This is a genomic window from Mesorhizobium sp. B4-1-4, assembly GCF_006439395.2.
Lineage (GTDB): Bacteria > Pseudomonadota > Alphaproteobacteria > Rhizobiales > Rhizobiaceae > Mesorhizobium.
Genome location: NZ_CP083950.1, coordinates 1,382,495 through 1,399,954, shown reverse-complemented (window position 1 = coordinate 1,399,954; position 17,460 = coordinate 1,382,495). Strand labels below are relative to the sequence as shown.

The following is a 17,460-nucleotide window of genomic DNA, read 5'->3' as shown; positions in this document are numbered from 1 at the left end:
TTCGTTGCCACGCATTCGGTCCGGCAAGCCTTTGTTAACCCTAATAATGTGTAATCCAGCTGTCGTGGTGTCGTAAACGAAAGCTTGGTCCCGTGAACGCAACCGGTCAGTCCGCAGTCTTCGGCAGGCGCAAGGAACCCCACACGGTCATCATCGCACGGGGCAACGAGATCCGGCACTTCACGATCCGGCCCTGGCTCGCGGCATTCATCGGTTCCGCGCTGGCCGCCATCGCCATCGGTTACCTCCTGGCCACGTCCTATCTCGTGCTGCGCGATGACCTGATCGGCGCCACCACCGCGCGCCAGGCGCGCATGCAGCAAGCCTACGAAGACCGCATTTCGGCGCTTCGTGCGCAGGTCGACCGCATCACCAGCCGGCAGCTTCTCGACCAGCAATTGATGGAGACCAAGGTCAGCGAACTGCTTGAACGCCAGACGCAGCTCAGCCAGCGTCACGGCCGTCTCGGTCCGCTGCTCGAACGCGCCGAGAACGAGGTCGGAGCGGTGCCCGCCGAGGATCCGGCAACGGCTGCCAAGACTGACAAGCGCGCCGAGGTGACCGGCAGCATCAACCAGCCGGCGCGGAATTATGCGGTCGCCAGCCTGAGCGCCGACCTGGGCGCTGCCGATACGAGGCCATTCTCCCTGTGGTCGACCCGCACCGATCCGCTGCCCAGCGATTCAGCCGCCGATCGTGCCGACAAGCTATTCGTCTCGATCAACCAGTCGCTGAAATCCATCGAGAACGACCAACTCACCCGCATCAGCACGCTCGCGGACAATGCCTATAAAAGCGCCGATGCCATCCAGCAGGCGCTGCAGGCGGCCGGACTGCCGGTCGACAACGATTTCGGCAAGAACGAAAGCGATGTCGGCGGACCGCTGATCCCGCTCGACAGTTCAATGATGTTCGACAGCAAGGTCAAGGAACTGGACGAAGCGCTGGACACGCTTGATCATCTCAAGAAGGAAGCGCGCCAGCTGCCGCTTGCCAACCCCGCTCCCGGCCATTCCGTCACCAGCCCGTTCGGAGTGCGCACCGATCCCATCCTCGGCACCGCCGCGCTGCATTCGGGCATGGATTTCAGGGCGCCCATCGGCATGGTCGCCCGGGTCACCGCGCCCGGTGTCGTCACCAAGGCCGGCTGGAACGGCGGTTATGGCCGCATGGTGGAAGTCGATCACGGCAACGGTTTTGCGACCCGTTACGGGCATCTGAGCGAAATCGACGTCAGCATAGGCCAGAAACTTGACGCAGGCGCCATCATCGGCAAGACCGGCAGCAGCGGCCGCTCGACCGGCCCGCACCTGCACTATGAAGTCCGCCACAATGGCGAGGCGATCGATCCTCTGCGCTTTCTCACAGTCGGCAAGAAGGTCGCACAGTTTCTCTGAGGCGCTGGTCTGTTCGTCCGCCTGGGAATTCAGAACAGTCTGCCCCGCTCCGCGGCCAATCCGGCGAGCCGCCTACTCCTCATCCATGCGGCCTCCGTTTCGACCGACGGACGACTGGCCCCACGACCGTGGCAGTATCGTCAACCCTCACTGCGACCGCGCGCCGGTGGACATGCATTTCATCGGTGTTAGCTCGATCTATTTTTGAATTCCATTTGACTGAATAAATCTTTGGTGCGAACCTTGCGTCAACCGAGGGCGCAAGCATGGCATTGCGGGGGACCAATCAGGAGTTCGGGCGGCCTTACAACCGGCGCATCGTGCTGGAGTCCATCCGCCGGCACGGTCCCATTGCGCGTGGCGACATCGCCACACATGTCGGCCTCACCGTCCAGACGGTGTCGACCATCGTTCGCGAACTGGAGGAACAGGGCTATATCCTGTCCCTGCGCGAGGAGCCCAAGGGACGCGGGCTGCCTCCGGCGACGCTGCGCATCAACCCGGAAGGTGGCTATGCCGTAGGCATCCACCTGACGCCGCTCGGCATCGATGCCGCTCTGACCAACTTGAGCGGCGACGTGGTCGAAAGCACCTACCGCGAAGCCCCCAATGTGACGCCGGACCATGCCTTCGACCTGATCGGCGCAATGGTGGTCGAATTGACCAGATTGCGGGTCGGCGGACGGGTTCTGGGGGTCGGCATGGCGCTGCCTGGGCCGTTCGGTGTGGAATCCATGAGTTTTGTCGGCCCGACCACCATGACCGGCTGGAAGGACGTGGCGCTGCGCGAGCGGCTGGCGGCCTCGACCGGGCTGCCGGCCTTCTTTGAGACCGACATGGCGGCGGCCGCGATGGGCGAGCGTCTCTACGGGCTCGGCGCTCAATTCTCCGAATATTACTACCTCTATTTCGGCGTCGGCCTTGGCGGCGTCATGGTCCATGACGGCGGCGCGCTGCGCGGCGCCTGGGGAAATGCCGGCGAGATCGGCCATATCCCGGTCGTTCCCGGTGGCGAGGCTTGCCCCTGCGGCAACCGGGGTTGCCTCGAACGATACCTGTCGCTCGAGGCGCTCCGGCGCTGGAACGGCAGCGAGGCCGATTGGGTCGCGCATGTCGCGCCGATCTTTCACAATGCCATCGCTATCATCGAGAACCTGTTCGATCCCGAAACGGTCATCCTCGGCGGGCTGGCGTCCACGGATCTGCTCGAGCGGCTGGCTGGTTCCACCAACGGCCTGCACAACTCCGTTTCCGCGCGCAAGGACCGGACGACGCCGCGGGTCATGGTCGCGCGCGGCGGTCAACATTCGGTGCTGCGCGGCGCCGCCGCCCTCGCGGTTTCCGGAGTGCTTTCCCCCCGCTTCGGCCAGATGTTCGCGGCCGAGCGAGAACGCGGTCGCGATCTTTTGACAGCAAAGGAGATCGCGGCATGAGCGAACCCCTGCTGGTGCTCGACAACGTCACCAAGAATTATGGCGCGATCGAAGCGCTGAAGGGGATCAGCTTTTCCATCGGCAAGGGCGAAGTGGTGGCGTTGCTCGGCGACAATGGCGCCGGCAAATCGACGCTGGTCAAGATCATATCAGGCGGACTGGAGCCGACCTCGGGCCGCATGCTGTTCGAGGGCAAGGAGTTTCTTGCGAGGTCCCCGGCGGAAGCCAAGGCGGCGGGCATTGAGACCGTCTACCAGGACCTGTCGCTGTGCACCAATGTCGATGTGGTGGCGAATTTCTTCATGGGCCGCGAGATCACCAGGAAGGTGCTCGGCATTCCCGTGCTCGACGAGCGTGCCATGGAGGCCGTCGTCGGGAAGGCGCTCGCCAGCGCCGGCACCCGCATTCCGTCACTGCGCACCAATGTCGAGCATCTCTCGGGTGGCCAGCGGCAGGCCATCGAACTCAACCGGTTCGTGCACTGGGGCGGCAAGCTGGTGCTGCTCGACGAGCCCTTCGCCGCCCTTGGCGTCGAGCAGACGCGGCGCGGCCTCGACATGATCCGCCAGGTGGCGAGCCAGGGCATCGGCGTCGTCATCATCACCCATATCATGCAGCAGGCCTTTCAGGTCGCCGACCGGATCGTGGTGATCCGGCAGGGTGTCGTGGCCGGCGATGTCGCCAGAAACAAAACAAGTCCCGATGCGGTGATCAACATGATCACCGGGGAGACGCTTGCCGGTGCCGGACCGACAGGCTGAGGGATAAAGAGGGGTCCGGCTTAACAGGGAGCCAATGACATGAAGAGAATACTTCTTGCTGTCTCCGGTATCCTGGCACTGGCCTTTGCCACGCTCACGCCGGCATTCGCCCAGTCCAAGGGTACCGTCTACTATTTGGTGCCGACTTTGCTGGATGAATTCCAGACCGGCTCCGTGACCGCGCTGGAACTGTTCCTGAAACAGGTCGGCTATGAGATGAAAACGCTGAACGCCGACAACAAGACCGACGCGCAGCAGTCGCAGATGAACGACGTCATCGCACTGAAGCCGAAGGCGATCATTCTGGCCGCCGTCGATTTCAACGCGCTGAAGCCATCCATCGAGGCGGCGCGCGCCGCCGGCATCCCGGTGGTCGAATTCGATCGCCAGATCACGTCGACGCCTTCCGATTTCACCTCGGTGGCGGGTACCGTCGAGATCGGCCATATCGCCGCCGACCAGGCCGAGAAGCTGTTGAAGGCGAAGAACGGATCGGTGAAGGGCAAGGTCCTGCAGGTGCTCGGCGATCCCGGCGATCCCTATACGCTCGACATCCAGAAGGGCTTTGAGGAGAAGATGAAAGCGTTCCCGGACGTCAAGATCATCTCGCTGCCGGCCATGCAGTGGGAGGCGAGCAATGCTGGAACCATCGTCGCCGACCAGATGCTGGCCAATCCCGACATCGACTTGATCTTCAGTCACGCCGCACACCTATCGGTCGCCGCCGTCGCCTCGCTCGAGGCCGCCGGCAAGAAGCCCGGCGACGTCATGCTGATGAGCTCGAACGGCGCGCCGGTTGGCCTCGACCTGATCCGCAAGGGCTGGCTCAACGTCGAAGTCGAGCAGCCGCTCTACGCGCAGGCAGCGGCGGTCGCCATGTTCATGGACAAGGTCGCCAACAAGCAGGAGATCAAGCCCGGCGACTATGACGTTCTCGGGCTGAAGTCGGTCGTGACCAAGGAAGCTTGGGGACCGAACATCAAGATCCCGGGTGCCGCCATCACCAAGGAAAACGTCGACAATCCGGCCTTCTGGGGCAACCAGAAGGCGCCGACGGATACCGTCAAGGCCGTCGAATAGGTGAGATGACGAAACGCTCCGGGCCAACGGCCCGGAGCACCTCCCCGCAACTTCAATCCGTGCACGGTCCCGATTGAAATTTGGGGCCATGCCGCCAGCCGGATCATGCCATGAACCCCCGCACACGCCATGCCCTGGAGTTCGTCCTCGACAACCTTGTCTGGTTCATGCTGGTCTTCGTGCTGGTGGTGTTCTCCATCTTCATCCCGAACTATTTCCAACTCGGCATCTTCGCCAACATCATCGAAGCCTCGAGTGTGCTCGGCGTCATGTCGATCGGCCTGGCGCTGGTCATCATCGCCGGCCACATGGACCTGTCGGTCGAATCTGTTGCCGCGCTCAGCGCCATGGTGGTTGGCATCCTGTTCTGCTCATCGGGCATCGGCCTTGGCATCCAGTTGCACCCGGAATGGCTGATGGTCCCGGTGTCGCTGCTGCTGGCGCTGGCCGTCGGCGGGCTGATCGGCGCCTTCAACGGGTTGCTCGTCGTCAAGGTCAAGATGAGCGCCTTCATCATCACGCTGGCGTCCTACATCTGGGTGCGCGGCCTGGTGCTGGTCATTTCGGGCGGCCGCTCGGCGCAGGATCTGGCGCCGGCCATCCGCTGGTTCGGTATCCAGCGGCTGATCGGCCTGCCGCTTACCGCCTGGATCGCCATCGCCTGTTTCGTGGTCTTCTCGCTGATCATGGCCAAGACGCCGTTTGGCCGGCACCTGGTGATGATCGGCGGCAACGAAACCGCTACCTTCCGCGCCGGCATCCGGGTGAACCGCAACCTCATCATCGCCTTCGTGCTCGCCGGCGCCATCGCCGGGCTCGCCGGCTGGCTGCTCGCGATCCGCACCTCGGGCGCCACCGCCAATCTTGGCGTTGGCCTGTTGTTCAACGCCTTTGCCGCGGTCGTCATCGGCGGCGTCAGCCTGAAAGGCGGCGTCGGCACCCTGCCCGGCGTCTATGCCGGCGTGCTTCTGCTCTCGGCTATCAACACCGCTATCAATCTGATGGGGCTGCCGGCCAACTTCACCCAGGTCATCCACGGCCTATTGGTGCTGGCCGCCGTGCTGCTCGACGCATTCAAGCAAACCATTCGCCAAAGACTGGCATGACAGGACGGCTCGCATGACCGGACGACTGAAAGACAAGGTGGCGCTGATCATCGGCTGCGCGCGCGGCATCGGCAAGGGTATCGCGCTGCGCTTCGCCGAAGAAGGGGCAAGGCTGGTGCTCGCCGACACCGAGACCGAGGCCGGGCAAGCGACGGCGAATGAGCTCGGAGCCCCTTTCGTCCGCACCGATATCTCGCAAATGCGCGATGCCGAGGCGGCCGTGGCTCTGGCGCTGGAGCGCCACGGCCGCCTCGACATCATCGTGCAGAATGCCGGCATCTATCCCTGGCAACTGATCGAAAACACCAGCGCCGACGACTGGGACCGCGTCATGGCCGTCAATTTGCGCGGCACCTTCAATGCCAGCCGCGCGGCCCTGGTGCCGATGAAGGCGCAGCGCTCCGGGCGCATGCTATACACCTCATCGATCACTGGCCCGCACGTGACCAGTCCCGGCCATGGTCACTACTCGGCCAGCAAGGCCGGCATCAACGGCTTCATTCGGGCAGCGGCACTGGAGTTCTCCGGCTACGGCATCACCGTCAACGGCGTCGAGCCCGGCAACATCCTGACCGAAGCCATCCAACTGCATCGCGGCGCCGCCTATATCAAGAACATGGAGGATTCCATCCCGCTCGGCCGGCTCGGCAGCCCGCGCGACGTCGCCAATGCCTTCCTGTTCCTCGCCTCGGACGATGCCAGCTACATCACCGGCACGACCATTGTCGTCGATGGCGGGCAGCTGTTGCCGGAGGGTAAGGATTTTCGGATGGCGCCGCCCTGAGCCTGACGCCCGGTTCTGCACGTGAAAGCCGGCGCCCTCATCCGAACCAGTTCAACAATTGTTCGAACATTCCTGGCGGCTCCAACGAGAACACCGCTCTAAATGTCGTCGGCTGGTCGCTGGAAAGTGCCGAAGCAAGCGGTCGGGAATACGATGCCGTCCGTCCGTCGTCCGATATCGTGCCACTTGTCTCGATGATGCGCGGAGCCGTCACCGTCCACGCGATGTGCCTGCCTGACATCTTCGCCAATATGAGGGTCTGCAGCCCTTGTGCCATTGGATCGTCGGCGTACTTGCCGGTTGGCTTGAGACTGGGGAAATTGACCACGAATTCGTAATTTTCCCCAACCTGGTTGAGCTGAACCCCTTGCCTTTTGTCCCCTCCGACATTGGCATTCGAAAGAGCCGCAACGAGATCGTCCGTCTTGCCGGAGAATGAGATGGAGCAGACTTCATCCCCTCCCTCGGTTGTCTGCTCGGCTGTTCCGGTGATTCCTCTCAAGGACAACAGCTTTTCAGAACTGCACCATTTGCTGTTCGCGTCCTTGGCCATCGCAAGCAGCGAAGCATCCACAGCTATGCGGACGTTGGCCGTAGCGGTCCCGTCGCTACGGAATGCCAGATCCTGCTTCACGTCGAAGCAGCCTGCCACCAACAGACATCCGATCAACGACACGGCGATGTTACGATGAACGGGAGACATCCAAGGACGCATCACACCTATTTTCACATCCAAGCTCGGGCTCAGCGCAAAAATAGCCAGCCGACAATGCGAAATAATCCATAAAATCATGAGACCATATGGTGGGCGATGACGGGCTCGAACCGCCGACATCTTCGGTGTAAACGAAGCGCTCTACCAACTGAGCTAATCGCCCGCTCCGGCGCGGACCTTTAAGCGGTCGGGACCGGCTTCGCAAGGCCCAATGAACAGCTGCCGTCCTGTTCGCACGCCGGATTTGCCCACAAAACGCCGGCTGTCAAAAAACCTTCTCCAGTTTGCTGTTATGATGGTTTCGTGCGCTTGACACCCGGTGGCGAACCCCTTATCCAGCGGCCCAACGACGAACACGGCTGACACGTGCTCGTCAATGCGCGGGTGTAGCTCAGTTGGTTAGAGTGCCGGCCTGTCACGCCGGAGGTCGCGGGTTCGAGCCCCGTCACTCGCGCCATTTCTCTCAAGGGTATCAAACCTTTGGCTTGAAGAGAAATGTCGACGTTGAATGTCAGAAATCCCTTGCAAGGCATGAGTGACACAAGTCCTTTCGGACCTTGGCTCGATCTCTTGAGCATATCAACGGGGTGTTGAAGGCTGGATTCCGAGGCTAAGGTCTCGGCCTAAGCCGCATCGCTTTTCGCCAGCAGCGCCTCGACCTCCTGCAGTGTCGGCATCGACGGTGCCGTGCCGGGTCGCGTCACCGAAATGCCGGCGACGGCGCACGCGAATCGCACCGCTTGCAGCGGCTCCATGCCTCGCGACAGCGCGACGGCAAGGCCACCGTTGAACGCATCGCCCGCACCGGTGGTTTCGACCACGGGGCCGGCATTGATCGCCGGGATGTGCTCGGAGCGATCTTTCGTGTGAAGTAGCGCACCCTTGTCGCCGAGCGTGACGATGACCGTGCCGACACCCTTTTCTAGCAGTTTGCCGGCAGCGGCGCGGGCGTCATCGACCGAGGAGACCTTCATTCCGGTCAGTTCCTCGATTTCCGTCTCATTGGGCGTGAGATAGTCGCTGAGCGTGTAGATGCGGTCGGGAAGCTTTGCCGCCGGAGCGGGATTGAGGATGGTCGTCACCCCTGCCCCGCGCGCGATCTCCAGTGCCCGCGTGGCGGCATCGATCGGCTGTTCGAGCTGCGTGACAAAAACACCGGCGCCGCGGATCAGGGCCGCATTGGCCTCGATGTCACCGGGCGAGATCAACATCGCGGCGCCGGGGCTGACGATGATGGCGTTGTTGCCGCTTCCCTCCTCGACGAAGATGTAGGCGGCGCCCGTGTAGCTATCCGGCGTGTCGATGACGGCGCTTTTCACGCCGGCATCCTTCCAGGTCTGCCTAGCCATGTCGGCGAAGGCATCGACGCCAAGCCGGGTCAGGAAGGTGATGTCGGCGCCGAGCTTGCCGGCGGCCACGGCCTGGTTCGATCCCTTGCCGCCCGGCCCGAGTTTGAACGAGTTGCCGAGGATCGTTTCGCCCATGCGGGGCTGGCGATCGGCGCGATAGGCGGTGTCGGCGACAAAGACACCGAGGATGATGATCGGCTTGCCCGAGGCCATGCCGCTACTCCGCATCCGGCGGCACAACGCCCTTGCGGAAGGCGAAGCAGCCATAGAAGCGGCGCTCGCCGGTCTGGATGACGCAATAGGCCTGCTTGGCGCGCTCGTAGAAGGCGTAGCGCTCGACCGGCAGCATCGGCCAGGATTTGCCCTCGGCCGCGTCGATCTCCTTTTGCACCTCTTTCTGCACCGGCGGAATCTCGTCCGGCTTGCCGACGATCTCCATGCGGGCGGCGGAATCGTCGACGAACGTGTCCAGCGGGTAGAGCGACAGCACCGCCTTGACCACTTGCGCCGCCGACGCATCGATGCGCAGCAGCCGGCCGAGCGCCGTCTGGCGTGCCACCGAATCGGACGGGAAGTTGGTATCGGCGATGATCAGGTCATCGCCATGGCCCATCGCCCGCAATGCCTGGAGCACATCGGCATTGAGCAGCGGATCGATCCCTTTGAGCATGATGGTCCTCGTGAACTCCGTTTAAGATCAGAGACGCGTGCCGGTCTCGGCGTCGAACAGATGGATGTGGTCCAGCCTTGGCCGGAGCTTCAACGTATCGCCGGGCCTGAAGTCATGGCGCTCGCGAAACAGCGCCACCATCTCGCCTTCGCCGAAGCGGAGAAACACCAGCGTCTCCGAGCCGGTCGGCTCGACCACCGAAATCTTCGCCGGCACGCCGTCGGGGTGGATTTCGAGATGTTCGGGCCGCACGCCGTAGACGACGCCATGCCCCTCCTCAACGACATTGTTGGGAGCAAGCGGGAACATCGTTCCGGCAATGTCAACGCCGCCCTTGCGCATGACGCCCTTGAGCAGGTTCATCGAAGGTGAGCCGATGAAGCCGGCGACGAACAGGTTCGCCGGCCGGTCGAACAGATCCAGCGGCGCGCCGACCTGCTCGATGTGGCCATCGCGCATGACGACGATCTTGTCGGCCATGGTCATGGCCTCGATCTGGTCGTGGGTGACGTAGATGGTGGTGGTCTTCAGCCGCTGGTGCAGTTCCTTGATCTCGGTGCGCATCTGCACGCGCAGCTTGGCGTCGAGATTGGAGAGCGGCTCGTCGAACAGGAACACCTGCGGGTCGCGCACGATGGCGCGGCCCATGGCCACGCGCTGGCGCTGACCGCCGGAAAGCTGCCGGGGGTAGCGCTTCAGGTAAGGGTTGAGGTCGAGGATGTCGGCGGCCCGCTTGACCCGCTCGGCGACCACGGCCGGATCGGTTTTCCGCAATTTGAGGGCAAACGCCATGTTCTGCTCCACAGTCTTGTGCGGATAGAGCGCATAGTTCTGGAACACCATGGCGATGTCGCGTTTTGCCGGCGGCAGATGATTGACGACGCGGTCGCCGATCGCGATGGTGCCGCCCGAGACGGTCTCCAGCCCGGCCACCATTCTGAGCAATGTCGACTTGCCGCAACCCGAGGGACCGACCAGCACCACGAACTGACCATCCGAAATATCGACGCTGACTTCGTGCAGAACCTTGACGGTTCCAAATGCCTTGGCCACTTTGCTGATTGTGACTTGAGCCATATCTCCCCCATCGGCTCCACTGGCCGTAGGCGCAGAAGCTAACCAACGCGACCTGCCAGGGCAAGTCGGTCTCTTATAGATAAAAACCTGTTCTCGTTGACACGGCGTTTGGTTGTGAGAATAGTGATGGGCGCTGGTCCGAGCGCTGGTTTCCCGAACCGCAAAAATCGGAATTTCAATCGAGCAGGTGGGGGCCTGCGTATTTCGTTTTCCGAGCCGGGAGAATCGTTGGCGCTCCAACGCCTGAGAAGTTTGGCTACATCCGTTCACGCAGATATTCTGGGAGGAATAATCGATGAGAGTAGGTCTTTACGAAAAACTGGTCAGCGCTGGTGCGACCAGGCGTGACATATTGAAGGGCGCTGCCAGCATGGCGGCGATCGCGGCGGCATCCGGTGCAGGGCTCGGCGCCTTGACGCGCCCTGCCTCCGCGGCAAGCGAACTTCGTGCGAAAATCCTGCAGATTCCCGGCGTTGGCAAAGGCCAGCCGACCGATGCCGATTTCCAGAAGGTCGGCGAGCTCTGCCTCGACGCGACCAAGGCAAATGTCAAGCAAGGCGAGTTCGCCGGTGTCGAGCTGACATTCATGGGTCTCAACAACCAGAACCTGCACAATGTGCTGTTCCGCGGCTTCCTGAAGCCGTGGGAGGCCTATACGGGCGCCAAGATCAGCTGGATCGACCTGGCGCAGGCTGATTACAACGCCCGCCTGCAGCAGTCGATCGCCACCGGCACCGTCGACTTCGACATCATTGAGATGGGCGCGCCCTTCGAAGGCGATGTCTGCGGCAAGGGCCTGACGTCGGAGATGCCCGATTGGGTCAAGAAACAGATCGATTTCGACGATCTGGTCAACTATCTGAAGCCGCCGGTCGGCACGTGGGATGGCAAGCAGTACCGCGTGACCATCGATGGCGACACGCACAACTTCAATTACCGCACTGACGTGTTCGCAGACGCGGACCTCGCCAAGCAATGGAAGGATGGCGGCGGTGCAGGCGAATGGGGCGTGCCGAAGACCTGGCAGCAGGTGCAGGCCGTGACCAAATTCCTCAAAGGCAAGAAATTCAAGGGCCAGGATGTCTATGGCTATCTCGACGCGCCTAAGCCCTGGGGCGGTTTCGGTTTCTACTTCCTGGGCAGCCGCGCCACCGCCTACGCCAAACACCCCGACGACAAGGCCTGGCTGTTCGACGCCGACACGATGAAGCCGCGGATCAACAACCCTGCCTGGGTGCGCGCCATCCAGGACGTGATCGACGCTCTGCCCTCCGAACCCGCCGACCAGATCAACGCCGACCCGAACACAACCGCCTTCCAGCAATTCCTGGCCGGCACGGGCTCGATGATCCCCTGGTGGGGCGACGTCGGCTCGAACGTCAAGACCAATGATTCATCGGTCATCGGCGATGTCACCGGCTTCTCGATCCTGCCGGGCTCCGACGATGTCTACAATTCCAAGACTGGCAAATGGGAAAAGCTGGCCAGCGGTCCGAACTATTCGCCGAACTGCGCCTATCTCGGCTGGGGCGTCTATGTCATGGCCCGCGTCGACAAGGACGAAAAGAAAAAGAAGGCGGCGTGGTCGGCCGCCGCCCATCTTGGCGGCAAGGACCTGTCGATCTGGACGGCAATGTATCCGTCCGGCTTCCAGCCCTACCGCAATTCGCACTTCGACATTCCGGAATGGGTGGCCGCGGGCTACGACGAAGCCTTCATCACCTCCTACCTCAAGTCGGAAGGCGATAGCTACAACCATCCCAACGCGGCGATCGAGCCCCGCATCCCCGGCATCTTCCAGTATTACAGCGCCGCCGAGGACATCCTGGCCAACACCTTCGCCGGCAAGATGAAGGCACAGGAAGGAGCCGATGCCATCGCCGCCGCCTGGGAAAAGCTCACCGACCAGATCGGCCGCGAAAAGCAGGTCAAGCTCTACAAGGCCTCGCTCGGCATGGCCTGATTGTCATAAATCCATGGTCCGGCGGGCGATCCGCCGGACCATGTCTGACCCTTCCGGCCATAGCGGAATTTTCTAAAACGGGCGAGATTTGTGGCTGACCAGACTTCGACCGCACACCAGTGGCCGGCTGACGCCGTCCCTTATGATCTGATCCCGCCGGGCCGCAAACGTCTCGGCTGGGCGCTGATGACAATCGCCACGTTTGGCTTGCTCGCGATCATCGTGGTGCAGATCCTCTACAAGAGCGAAATCGATACGATCGGCTTCGAGACATGGCGTCCTGTCGTCTATGCCTATGTGCTGTGGGGCGTGGCACTCGGCATCGGCCAGGTTCTGACGCGGGGCGAGGACGGCCAGCGCGCGCTGTTCCTGTTGCCGGCGCTGCTTTTCACCATCGCCATGGTGATCTTCCCGACGCTGTTCGGTTTCTACATTGCGCTCACCGACTGGAATCTCAGCTCCTTCAGTGGCCGCAGGTTCAACGGCCTCGACAATTTCTGGCAGATGCTTGGCGATCCCTACTACCGCAACGCACTGTTCAACATGGTGCTCTACGTGCTGGCGGTGCTGGTCGAATATGTCATCGCCTTCGGGCTGGCGTTGTTGCTCAACGCGCAGATCCGGGCGCGAAAATTCTTCCGCGTCGTCTTCCTGATGCCGCTGATGCTGTCGCCGGTCGCGGTGTCCTGGATGATCGGCAAGTCGCTGATGGAGTACCGGTTCGGACCGGCGGCAACACTGGCACGCCATCTCGGCTGGGACAATCCGGCCTTCTTTTCCGACCCGATCACCGCGCGCATCTCGATCATGCTGCTTGATGCCTGGACCTTCATTCCGTTCATGATGATCATGCTGCTCGCCGGCCTGCAGGCGATGTCGCGCGAGGTGCTGGAGGCAGCGCGCGTCGACGGCGCGACCGCATGGCAGACCTTCTGGCAGGTCACCTTCCCGCTGATGCTGCCGGTGTCGGTGACGGCGGTCATCCTGCGCATCATCTTCAAGCTGAAGCTTGCCGACATCATCATCACGGTGACGTCGGGCGGCCCGGGTGGTGCGACCGATTCCGTCTCGAGCTTCATCTACCGCGAATACCGCGACCGCTCGAATGTCGGCTACGGCACCATGCTGGCGATGGCCTATCTCATCATCATCGTCGTGTTCGTGACCTGGCTCCTGAAGCTTGCCAACCGCTTCGTGCGCAACGTCAACTGAGTGGCCGGATCATGAGCGTTCAGACCACCGACTATACCGTCTCCGAAATCCGCTCTCCGGCGAGCTTCATCACCAGCCGCGTCTTCATCTACGGCGCGCTGGTGTTCTGGGCCTTCATCTGCCTGTTCCCGATCTATTGGACGATAACGACCTCGTTCAAATCGGCGGTCGACGTCACGCAAGGGCATCTCATCCCCTTCATAGACTTCCAGCCGGACTGGAAGGGCTGGCGATCGCTTGGCCTGTCGCCGGATTCGATTTCCCAGACCTCCACGGTGCGTGACGAATTCTTCAAGCGCTTCATGAATTCGGTCATCACCTCGGTTGGGGCGTCGAGCCTCGCCATCATCATCGGCAGCCTCGCCGCCTACGGCCTCACGCGCTACCGCTACCGCTTCGCCTGGTTCAAGAACGAGGATATCTCGTTCTTCTTCCTGTCGCAGCTGATCCTGCCGCCTGTGGTGCTCGCCCTGCCCTTCCTGGTCCTCTACCGGGAGGTCGGCCTGCTAGACACGCGCGTCGGGCTGATCCTGCTCTACACGCTGATGGTGCTGCCGATCGTCATCTGGATCATGCGCGACCAGTTCAACTCGATACCGGTCGAACTGGAGGAAGCAGCACTCGTCGATGGCCTGTCGATCTGGGGCGCATTCTTGCGCATCGTCATGCCGATCGCGCTGCCGGGCATGGTCGCCGCCTTCATCCTGGCGATGGTGCTGTGCTGGAACGAGTATTTCTTCGCCGCCCTTTTGACCTCGACCGATGCCAAGACCATCCCGGTGATGGTGGCGAGCCAGACCGGCTCGCAAGGCATCAACTGGTGGTCGATGGCGGCCCTTGCCACCGCGGCCATCGCGCCGCTGGCGGTCATCGGCATCGCCCTGGAACGCTATCTGATCATGGGCATGACAGCGGGAGCCGTGAAATAGGCCGGATAGGCGTGACGGCGAAGCACCGGGGCGCGTGCAACATCCGGGTCGGCTACAAGGGCACGATCGCTACGCCGAAGGGCCTCATGCCGAGCGCCTGGCTGAGGACAAAAGGCTAAGCCTTCAGGATCGTGCGCAGGTGATCCATGATCATGGCGACGCCCTTGTGCCCGAGTTCCGCCGACGCATCCTTGGCGCTCGCCGTATACCAGCTCTTGTTGTCGGCGAAGTGCGCCGCGTCAACAGCCTCCGGATATAGCGCCAGCATCAATGACGTCTCGCCGATCCCAGCATGATCGAACGGATACTTGCCATTCATAGCGGCCGGCATCAGTGGATGCACCTGCACCCAGTTGAAGACATTCTCACCCTGGGCATGGCCGGCATAGTAATCGGTCATGGTGTTCGAACCCCACCAGCCCTCGCCGCGCTCCTTTTCGAGAAACCGAAAGATGGCCTGCCGGCCCGCGGTCTTGAAGGCCAGATCGGTCGGCATGCCGGCGGCGAAATTCTCGGTCTGGTGGTGGATGATGGCGTGGATGTTGCGGAAACCGATGCGCAGCAGGCTGTAGAACAGCTCCTCGCCGAATGGCGCCAGTTGATTGCCGCCGACCTGCACCGAACCACTGCCTTCCGGGGGTGCCACCGCGTAACTCGCCGCGCCATAGTAGAAAGGCGGCAGGATGACGATGTGCCTCTCCTTTTCGAACAGTTCCAGCGTCTTGATGACGGCCAGCGTGTCCATGCCGACGGCCATGTGCTCGCCATGGTATTCCAGCACGCCGAGCGGCAGAACGACCGGCCAGTTTTCGGCGATCGCCTTGCGGATCTGGTGCGGCAGCATCAGTTCATAGCGCATGATCTATTCCATGTTGGTGTGGCGCGCGCGCATGGCTTCAGGCGACGCACCGGTCAGGGCTTTGAGCTTCAGCACCATCACCTCGAACAGCAGGAACAGCGCCCCCTCGAATAGCGAGCCCATCGGCAGCACCGAAGTCCTTTGCGGTCCCTGGTCGTTGGCCATGGTCTGGGCCGGGATGAGCAGCGTGGTGTCAGCCAGCCGCGCCGCACTACCACCAGACTGAGCGGTCAGCAGCAGATTTGTCGCGCCGGCTTCGCGCGCGACGCGCATCAAGGTGAGCACCGTCGAAGTTTCTCCCGGCCCGGAACTGGCCAGGAAAACATCGCCCGGCCCCAGCGGCGGCGTGGTCATGTCGCCGACCACCGAGACCGGCAGTCCCAGATGATAGAGCCGCATGGCAAAACCCTTGACCTGCAGGGCCTCGCGGCCGCAGCCATAGACGACGATCCGCCCGGCATCGGCCAACATATTGCACGCGGCATCGATGCGGCCTTCATCCACGCGCGCCAGCACGGCGCCGAGTTCGTCGAGCGCGGTTCTGAACAGGTTTTCGTTCTGGTCGCTCACGGCAAACCCGCGCTCGAAATCATCCCGGATTTTTCCACGAACAGCTTGATTTCGTTCATGCTAGCAACGGCGAAAATGCATGTCCAACGCTGTGCAGCGCTTTTGCCGGGCCACAGGCGTGATAATGTCATGTCAGACAAATCAACCCGGGACACCTCTAAGATATGAAGACACGGCATTTCGACCGCATCGGCAATGGCGGCATCACCTTTACAGAACTCGGCTTCGGCACCGCGCCGCTGGGTAATCTCTATCGCGCCGTCTCGGACGAGGATGCCAATGCAACGCTCGACGCCGCCTGGGCGACCGGCTGCCGCTATTACGACACCGCGCCGCTCTATGGGCTTGGCCTATCCGAAACACGCCTCAATCCGTTCCTGCGCTCGAAGAAGCGCGACGACTACGTGCTGTCGAGCAAGGTCGGACGCCTCATGCGCGCCTGCCCGCCAGAGCAGCGCACAGGCATAGGCAAGTTCTTTGACACGCCGTCGCGTCAGGAGGTGTACGATTACAGCTATGACGGCATCATGCGCTCATTCGAAGCCTCGCTCGAACGCTTGGGTGTCGACCGGATCGACATCCTGTTCGTGCACGATGTCGACATTTTCACCCATGGCAGCAAGGAGGCGTCCGACCGGCGCATCGAGGAGTTCATGCGCTCGGGCTATTACGGGCTGCTGTCGCTGCGCGACCAGGGCGTCATCAAGGCCTTCGGCGGCGGTATCAACGAATGGCAGGTTGCCCAGACACTGGCCGAGCGCGGCGATTTCGACCTGTTTCTGCTGGCCGGACGCTACACGCTGCTCGAACAGGAGGCGCTGACGTCCTTCCTGCCGCTTTGCCAGAAACGCGGCATCGGCATCGTTCTCGGCGGCCCCTACAATTCCGGCATCCTTGCAACGGGACCAAAGCCCGGCGCCTACTACAACTATTCCGAAGCGCCCAAAGACATTCTCGACCGGGTCGCCGGCATCGAAGCTGTCTGCAAACGCCATGGCGTGCGGCTGATCGAGGCGGCGCTCCAATTCCCGCTGCTGCACCCCTCGGTCGTTTCAGTGATCCCCGGCGGCCAGCGGCCGAGCGAAGTCGAAAGCAACCGGGCGCTGCTCGACGCGAAACTGCCCGCCGCCCTCTGGGCCGACCTCAAACAGGAAGGTCTGATGCGTGCGGAGGCGCCAACCGCATGACAATCATCCGCCTCCAGGCAGACACAAAAAGAAAAGCCGGGGAGCCCGGCTTTTCTGGTCTTTGAAAAAAGAAAAAAACGCGCTTAGTTGACTGCGTCCTTGAGGCCTTTGCCGGCCGAGAACTTCGGCACGGTGCGTGCCGGGATCTGCACTTCAGCGCCGGTCTGCGGGTTGCGGCCGGTCGAAGCCGCACGCTTTGACACGGTGAAATTGCCAAAGCCGACAAGCCGTACATCGCCGCCCTTCTTCAGTTCGCCGGTGATCACGGAAAATACCGCATCGACCGCCGACTGCGCGTCACCCTTCGAAATGCTCGCGGTGTCGGCGACAGCGGACACCAGTTCGTTCTTGTTCATAAAAATTCCCTT

The 17,460-nt window shown here is 62.2% G+C and carries 17 protein-coding genes and 2 tRNA genes; 11 read left to right on the top strand and 8 right to left on the bottom strand.

Going from position 1 to position 17,460, the window contains the following annotated elements:
- The first annotated feature begins 92 nt into the window (after window positions 1–92).
- The 6 genes from FJW03_RS06645 (at window position 93) to FJW03_RS06620 (ending at window position 6,561) form a co-directional block, all read left to right on the top strand.
- Entirely contained in the window at window positions 93–1,397 is a 1,305-nt protein-coding gene (locus FJW03_RS06645; protein WP_140766652.1) for a M23 family metallopeptidase, read from the top strand.
- Window positions 1,398–1,663: 266 nt separating this feature from the next.
- Window positions 1,664–2,830, top strand: a complete 1,167-nt coding sequence (locus FJW03_RS06640) for an ROK family transcriptional regulator (RefSeq protein WP_140766651.1) — start codon at window positions 1,664–1,666, stop codon at window positions 2,828–2,830.
- Complete coding sequence (locus tag FJW03_RS06635; protein ID WP_140766650.1) at window positions 2,827–3,591, top strand: ATP-binding cassette domain-containing protein; 765 nt, start codon at window positions 2,827–2,829, stop codon at window positions 3,589–3,591. The genes FJW03_RS06640 and FJW03_RS06635 overlap by 4 nt, the downstream gene beginning before the upstream one ends.
- Before the next feature lie 39 nt (window positions 3,592–3,630).
- Complete coding sequence (locus tag FJW03_RS06630) at window positions 3,631–4,671, top strand: sugar ABC transporter substrate-binding protein (protein ID WP_140766649.1); 1,041 nt, start codon at window positions 3,631–3,633, stop codon at window positions 4,669–4,671.
- Between the two features lie 110 nt (window positions 4,672–4,781).
- Complete coding sequence (locus FJW03_RS06625; protein ID WP_140609459.1) at window positions 4,782–5,777, top strand: ABC transporter permease; 996 nt, start codon at window positions 4,782–4,784, stop codon at window positions 5,775–5,777.
- 13 nt (window positions 5,778–5,790) lie between these two features.
- Window positions 5,791–6,561, top strand: coding sequence for an SDR family NAD(P)-dependent oxidoreductase (locus FJW03_RS06620; protein WP_140766648.1), 771 nt, complete (start codon window positions 5,791–5,793; stop codon window positions 6,559–6,561).
- A 37-nt stretch (window positions 6,562–6,598) separates the two neighbouring features.
- On the opposite strand, the gene FJW03_RS06615 is transcribed toward FJW03_RS06620, so the two are convergent.
- Together FJW03_RS06615 and FJW03_RS06610 are read right to left on the bottom strand one after the other, a co-directional pair.
- A complete protein-coding gene (locus FJW03_RS06615; protein WP_140766647.1) occupies window positions 6,599–7,354 on the bottom strand; it encodes a hypothetical protein in 756 nt (251 codons plus the stop codon).
- A 9-nt stretch (window positions 7,355–7,363) separates the two neighbouring features.
- Window positions 7,364–7,439, bottom strand: a tRNA-Val gene (locus FJW03_RS06610).
- A gap of 217 nt (window positions 7,440–7,656) precedes the next feature.
- Between FJW03_RS06610 and FJW03_RS06605 the strand changes: the two genes are divergently transcribed.
- Window positions 7,657–7,733, top strand: a tRNA-Asp gene (locus FJW03_RS06605).
- A 166-nt stretch (window positions 7,734–7,899) separates the two neighbouring features.
- On the opposite strand, the gene rbsK is transcribed toward FJW03_RS06605, so the two are convergent.
- The 3 genes from rbsK to FJW03_RS06590 are packed head-to-tail and all read right to left on the bottom strand — an operon-like array spanning window position 7,900 to window position 10,372.
- Window positions 7,900–8,838, bottom strand: a complete 939-nt coding sequence (gene rbsK, locus FJW03_RS06600) for a ribokinase (protein WP_140766646.1) — start codon at window positions 8,836–8,838, stop codon at window positions 7,900–7,902.
- A gap of 4 nt (window positions 8,839–8,842) precedes the next feature.
- Window positions 8,843–9,295: an RbsD/FucU family protein gene (locus FJW03_RS06595; protein WP_140609467.1), complete on the bottom strand. Its 453-nt coding sequence runs from the start codon at window positions 9,293–9,295 to the stop codon at window positions 8,843–8,845.
- Window positions 9,296–9,322: 27 nt separating this feature from the next.
- Entirely contained in the window at window positions 9,323–10,372 is a 1,050-nt protein-coding gene (locus tag FJW03_RS06590; RefSeq protein WP_140766645.1) for an ABC transporter ATP-binding protein, read from the bottom strand.
- A 295-nt stretch (window positions 10,373–10,667) separates the two neighbouring features.
- Here FJW03_RS06590 and FJW03_RS06585 point away from each other — a divergent pair, with 295 nt between their 5' ends.
- From FJW03_RS06585 to FJW03_RS06575, 3 genes are all read left to right on the top strand, one after another.
- Window positions 10,668–12,335, top strand: coding sequence for an ABC transporter substrate-binding protein (locus FJW03_RS06585; protein ID WP_140766644.1), 1,668 nt, complete (start codon window positions 10,668–10,670; stop codon window positions 12,333–12,335).
- Between the two features lie 90 nt (window positions 12,336–12,425).
- Complete coding sequence (locus FJW03_RS06580; protein ID WP_140766643.1) at window positions 12,426–13,547, top strand: carbohydrate ABC transporter permease; 1,122 nt, start codon at window positions 12,426–12,428, stop codon at window positions 13,545–13,547.
- An 11-nt stretch (window positions 13,548–13,558) separates the two neighbouring features.
- Window positions 13,559–14,476 (top strand): carbohydrate ABC transporter permease, encoded by a 918-nt coding sequence (locus tag FJW03_RS06575; protein ID WP_140738711.1) that lies wholly within the window; start codon window positions 13,559–13,561, stop codon window positions 14,474–14,476.
- Window positions 14,477–14,591: 115 nt separating this feature from the next.
- Here the strand turns inward: FJW03_RS06575 and FJW03_RS06570 are convergent, their stop codons facing one another.
- Window positions 14,592–15,335: a creatininase family protein gene (locus tag FJW03_RS06570; RefSeq protein ID WP_140692577.1), complete on the bottom strand. Its 744-nt coding sequence runs from the start codon at window positions 15,333–15,335 to the stop codon at window positions 14,592–14,594.
- A 3-nt stretch (window positions 15,336–15,338) separates the two neighbouring features.
- Window positions 15,339–15,905, bottom strand: a complete 567-nt coding sequence (locus FJW03_RS06565; protein WP_140766642.1) for an SIS domain-containing protein — start codon at window positions 15,903–15,905, stop codon at window positions 15,339–15,341.
- A 164-nt stretch (window positions 15,906–16,069) separates the two neighbouring features.
- Between FJW03_RS06565 and FJW03_RS06560 the strand changes: the two genes are divergently transcribed.
- The gene (locus FJW03_RS06560) at window positions 16,070–17,092 is read left to right on the top strand and encodes an aldo/keto reductase (RefSeq protein WP_140766641.1); all 1,023 of its coding nucleotides are present in this window, start codon (window positions 16,070–16,072) and stop codon (window positions 17,090–17,092) included.
- An 83-nt stretch (window positions 17,093–17,175) separates the two neighbouring features.
- Here the strand turns inward: FJW03_RS06560 and FJW03_RS06555 are convergent, their stop codons facing one another.
- Window positions 17,176–17,448, bottom strand: coding sequence for an HU family DNA-binding protein (locus FJW03_RS06555; RefSeq protein ID WP_140609483.1), 273 nt, complete (start codon window positions 17,446–17,448; stop codon window positions 17,176–17,178).
- Window positions 17,449–17,460: the final 12 nt, after the last annotated feature.

What these genes read in the sequence shown, in the direction of transcription:
- FJW03_RS06640 (WP_140766651.1), top strand. Translation starts at nt 1,664, where the DNA reads ATGGCATTGCGGGGGACCAATCAGGAGTTCGGGCGGCCTTACAACCGG.
- FJW03_RS06635 (WP_140766650.1), top strand. Translation starts at nt 2,827, where the DNA reads ATGAGCGAACCCCTGCTGGTGCTCGACAACGTCACCAAGAATTATGGC.
- FJW03_RS06630 (WP_140766649.1), top strand. Translation starts at nt 3,631, where the DNA reads ATGAAGAGAATACTTCTTGCTGTCTCCGGTATCCTGGCACTGGCCTTT.
- FJW03_RS06625 (WP_140609459.1), top strand. Translation starts at nt 4,782, where the DNA reads ATGAACCCCCGCACACGCCATGCCCTGGAGTTCGTCCTCGACAACCTT.
- FJW03_RS06620 (WP_140766648.1), top strand. Translation starts at nt 5,791, where the DNA reads ATGACCGGACGACTGAAAGACAAGGTGGCGCTGATCATCGGCTGCGCG.
- FJW03_RS06615 (WP_140766647.1), bottom strand. Translation starts at nt 7,354, where the DNA reads ATGATTTTATGGATTATTTCGCATTGTCGGCTGGCTATTTTTGCGCTG.
- rbsK (WP_140766646.1), bottom strand. Translation starts at nt 8,838, where the DNA reads ATGGCCTCGGGCAAGCCGATCATCATCCTCGGTGTCTTTGTCGCCGAC.
- FJW03_RS06595 (WP_140609467.1), bottom strand. Translation starts at nt 9,295, where the DNA reads ATGCTCAAAGGGATCGATCCGCTGCTCAATGCCGATGTGCTCCAGGCA.
- FJW03_RS06590 (WP_140766645.1), bottom strand. Translation starts at nt 10,372, where the DNA reads ATGGCTCAAGTCACAATCAGCAAAGTGGCCAAGGCATTTGGAACCGTC.
- FJW03_RS06585 (WP_140766644.1), top strand. Translation starts at nt 10,668, where the DNA reads ATGAGAGTAGGTCTTTACGAAAAACTGGTCAGCGCTGGTGCGACCAGG.
- FJW03_RS06575 (WP_140738711.1), top strand. Translation starts at nt 13,559, where the DNA reads ATGAGCGTTCAGACCACCGACTATACCGTCTCCGAAATCCGCTCTCCG.
- FJW03_RS06570 (WP_140692577.1), bottom strand. Translation starts at nt 15,335, where the DNA reads ATGCGCTATGAACTGATGCTGCCGCACCAGATCCGCAAGGCGATCGCC.
- FJW03_RS06560 (WP_140766641.1), top strand. Translation starts at nt 16,070, where the DNA reads ATGAAGACACGGCATTTCGACCGCATCGGCAATGGCGGCATCACCTTT.
- FJW03_RS06555 (WP_140609483.1), bottom strand. Translation starts at nt 17,448, where the DNA reads ATGAACAAGAACGAACTGGTGTCCGCTGTCGCCGACACCGCGAGCATT.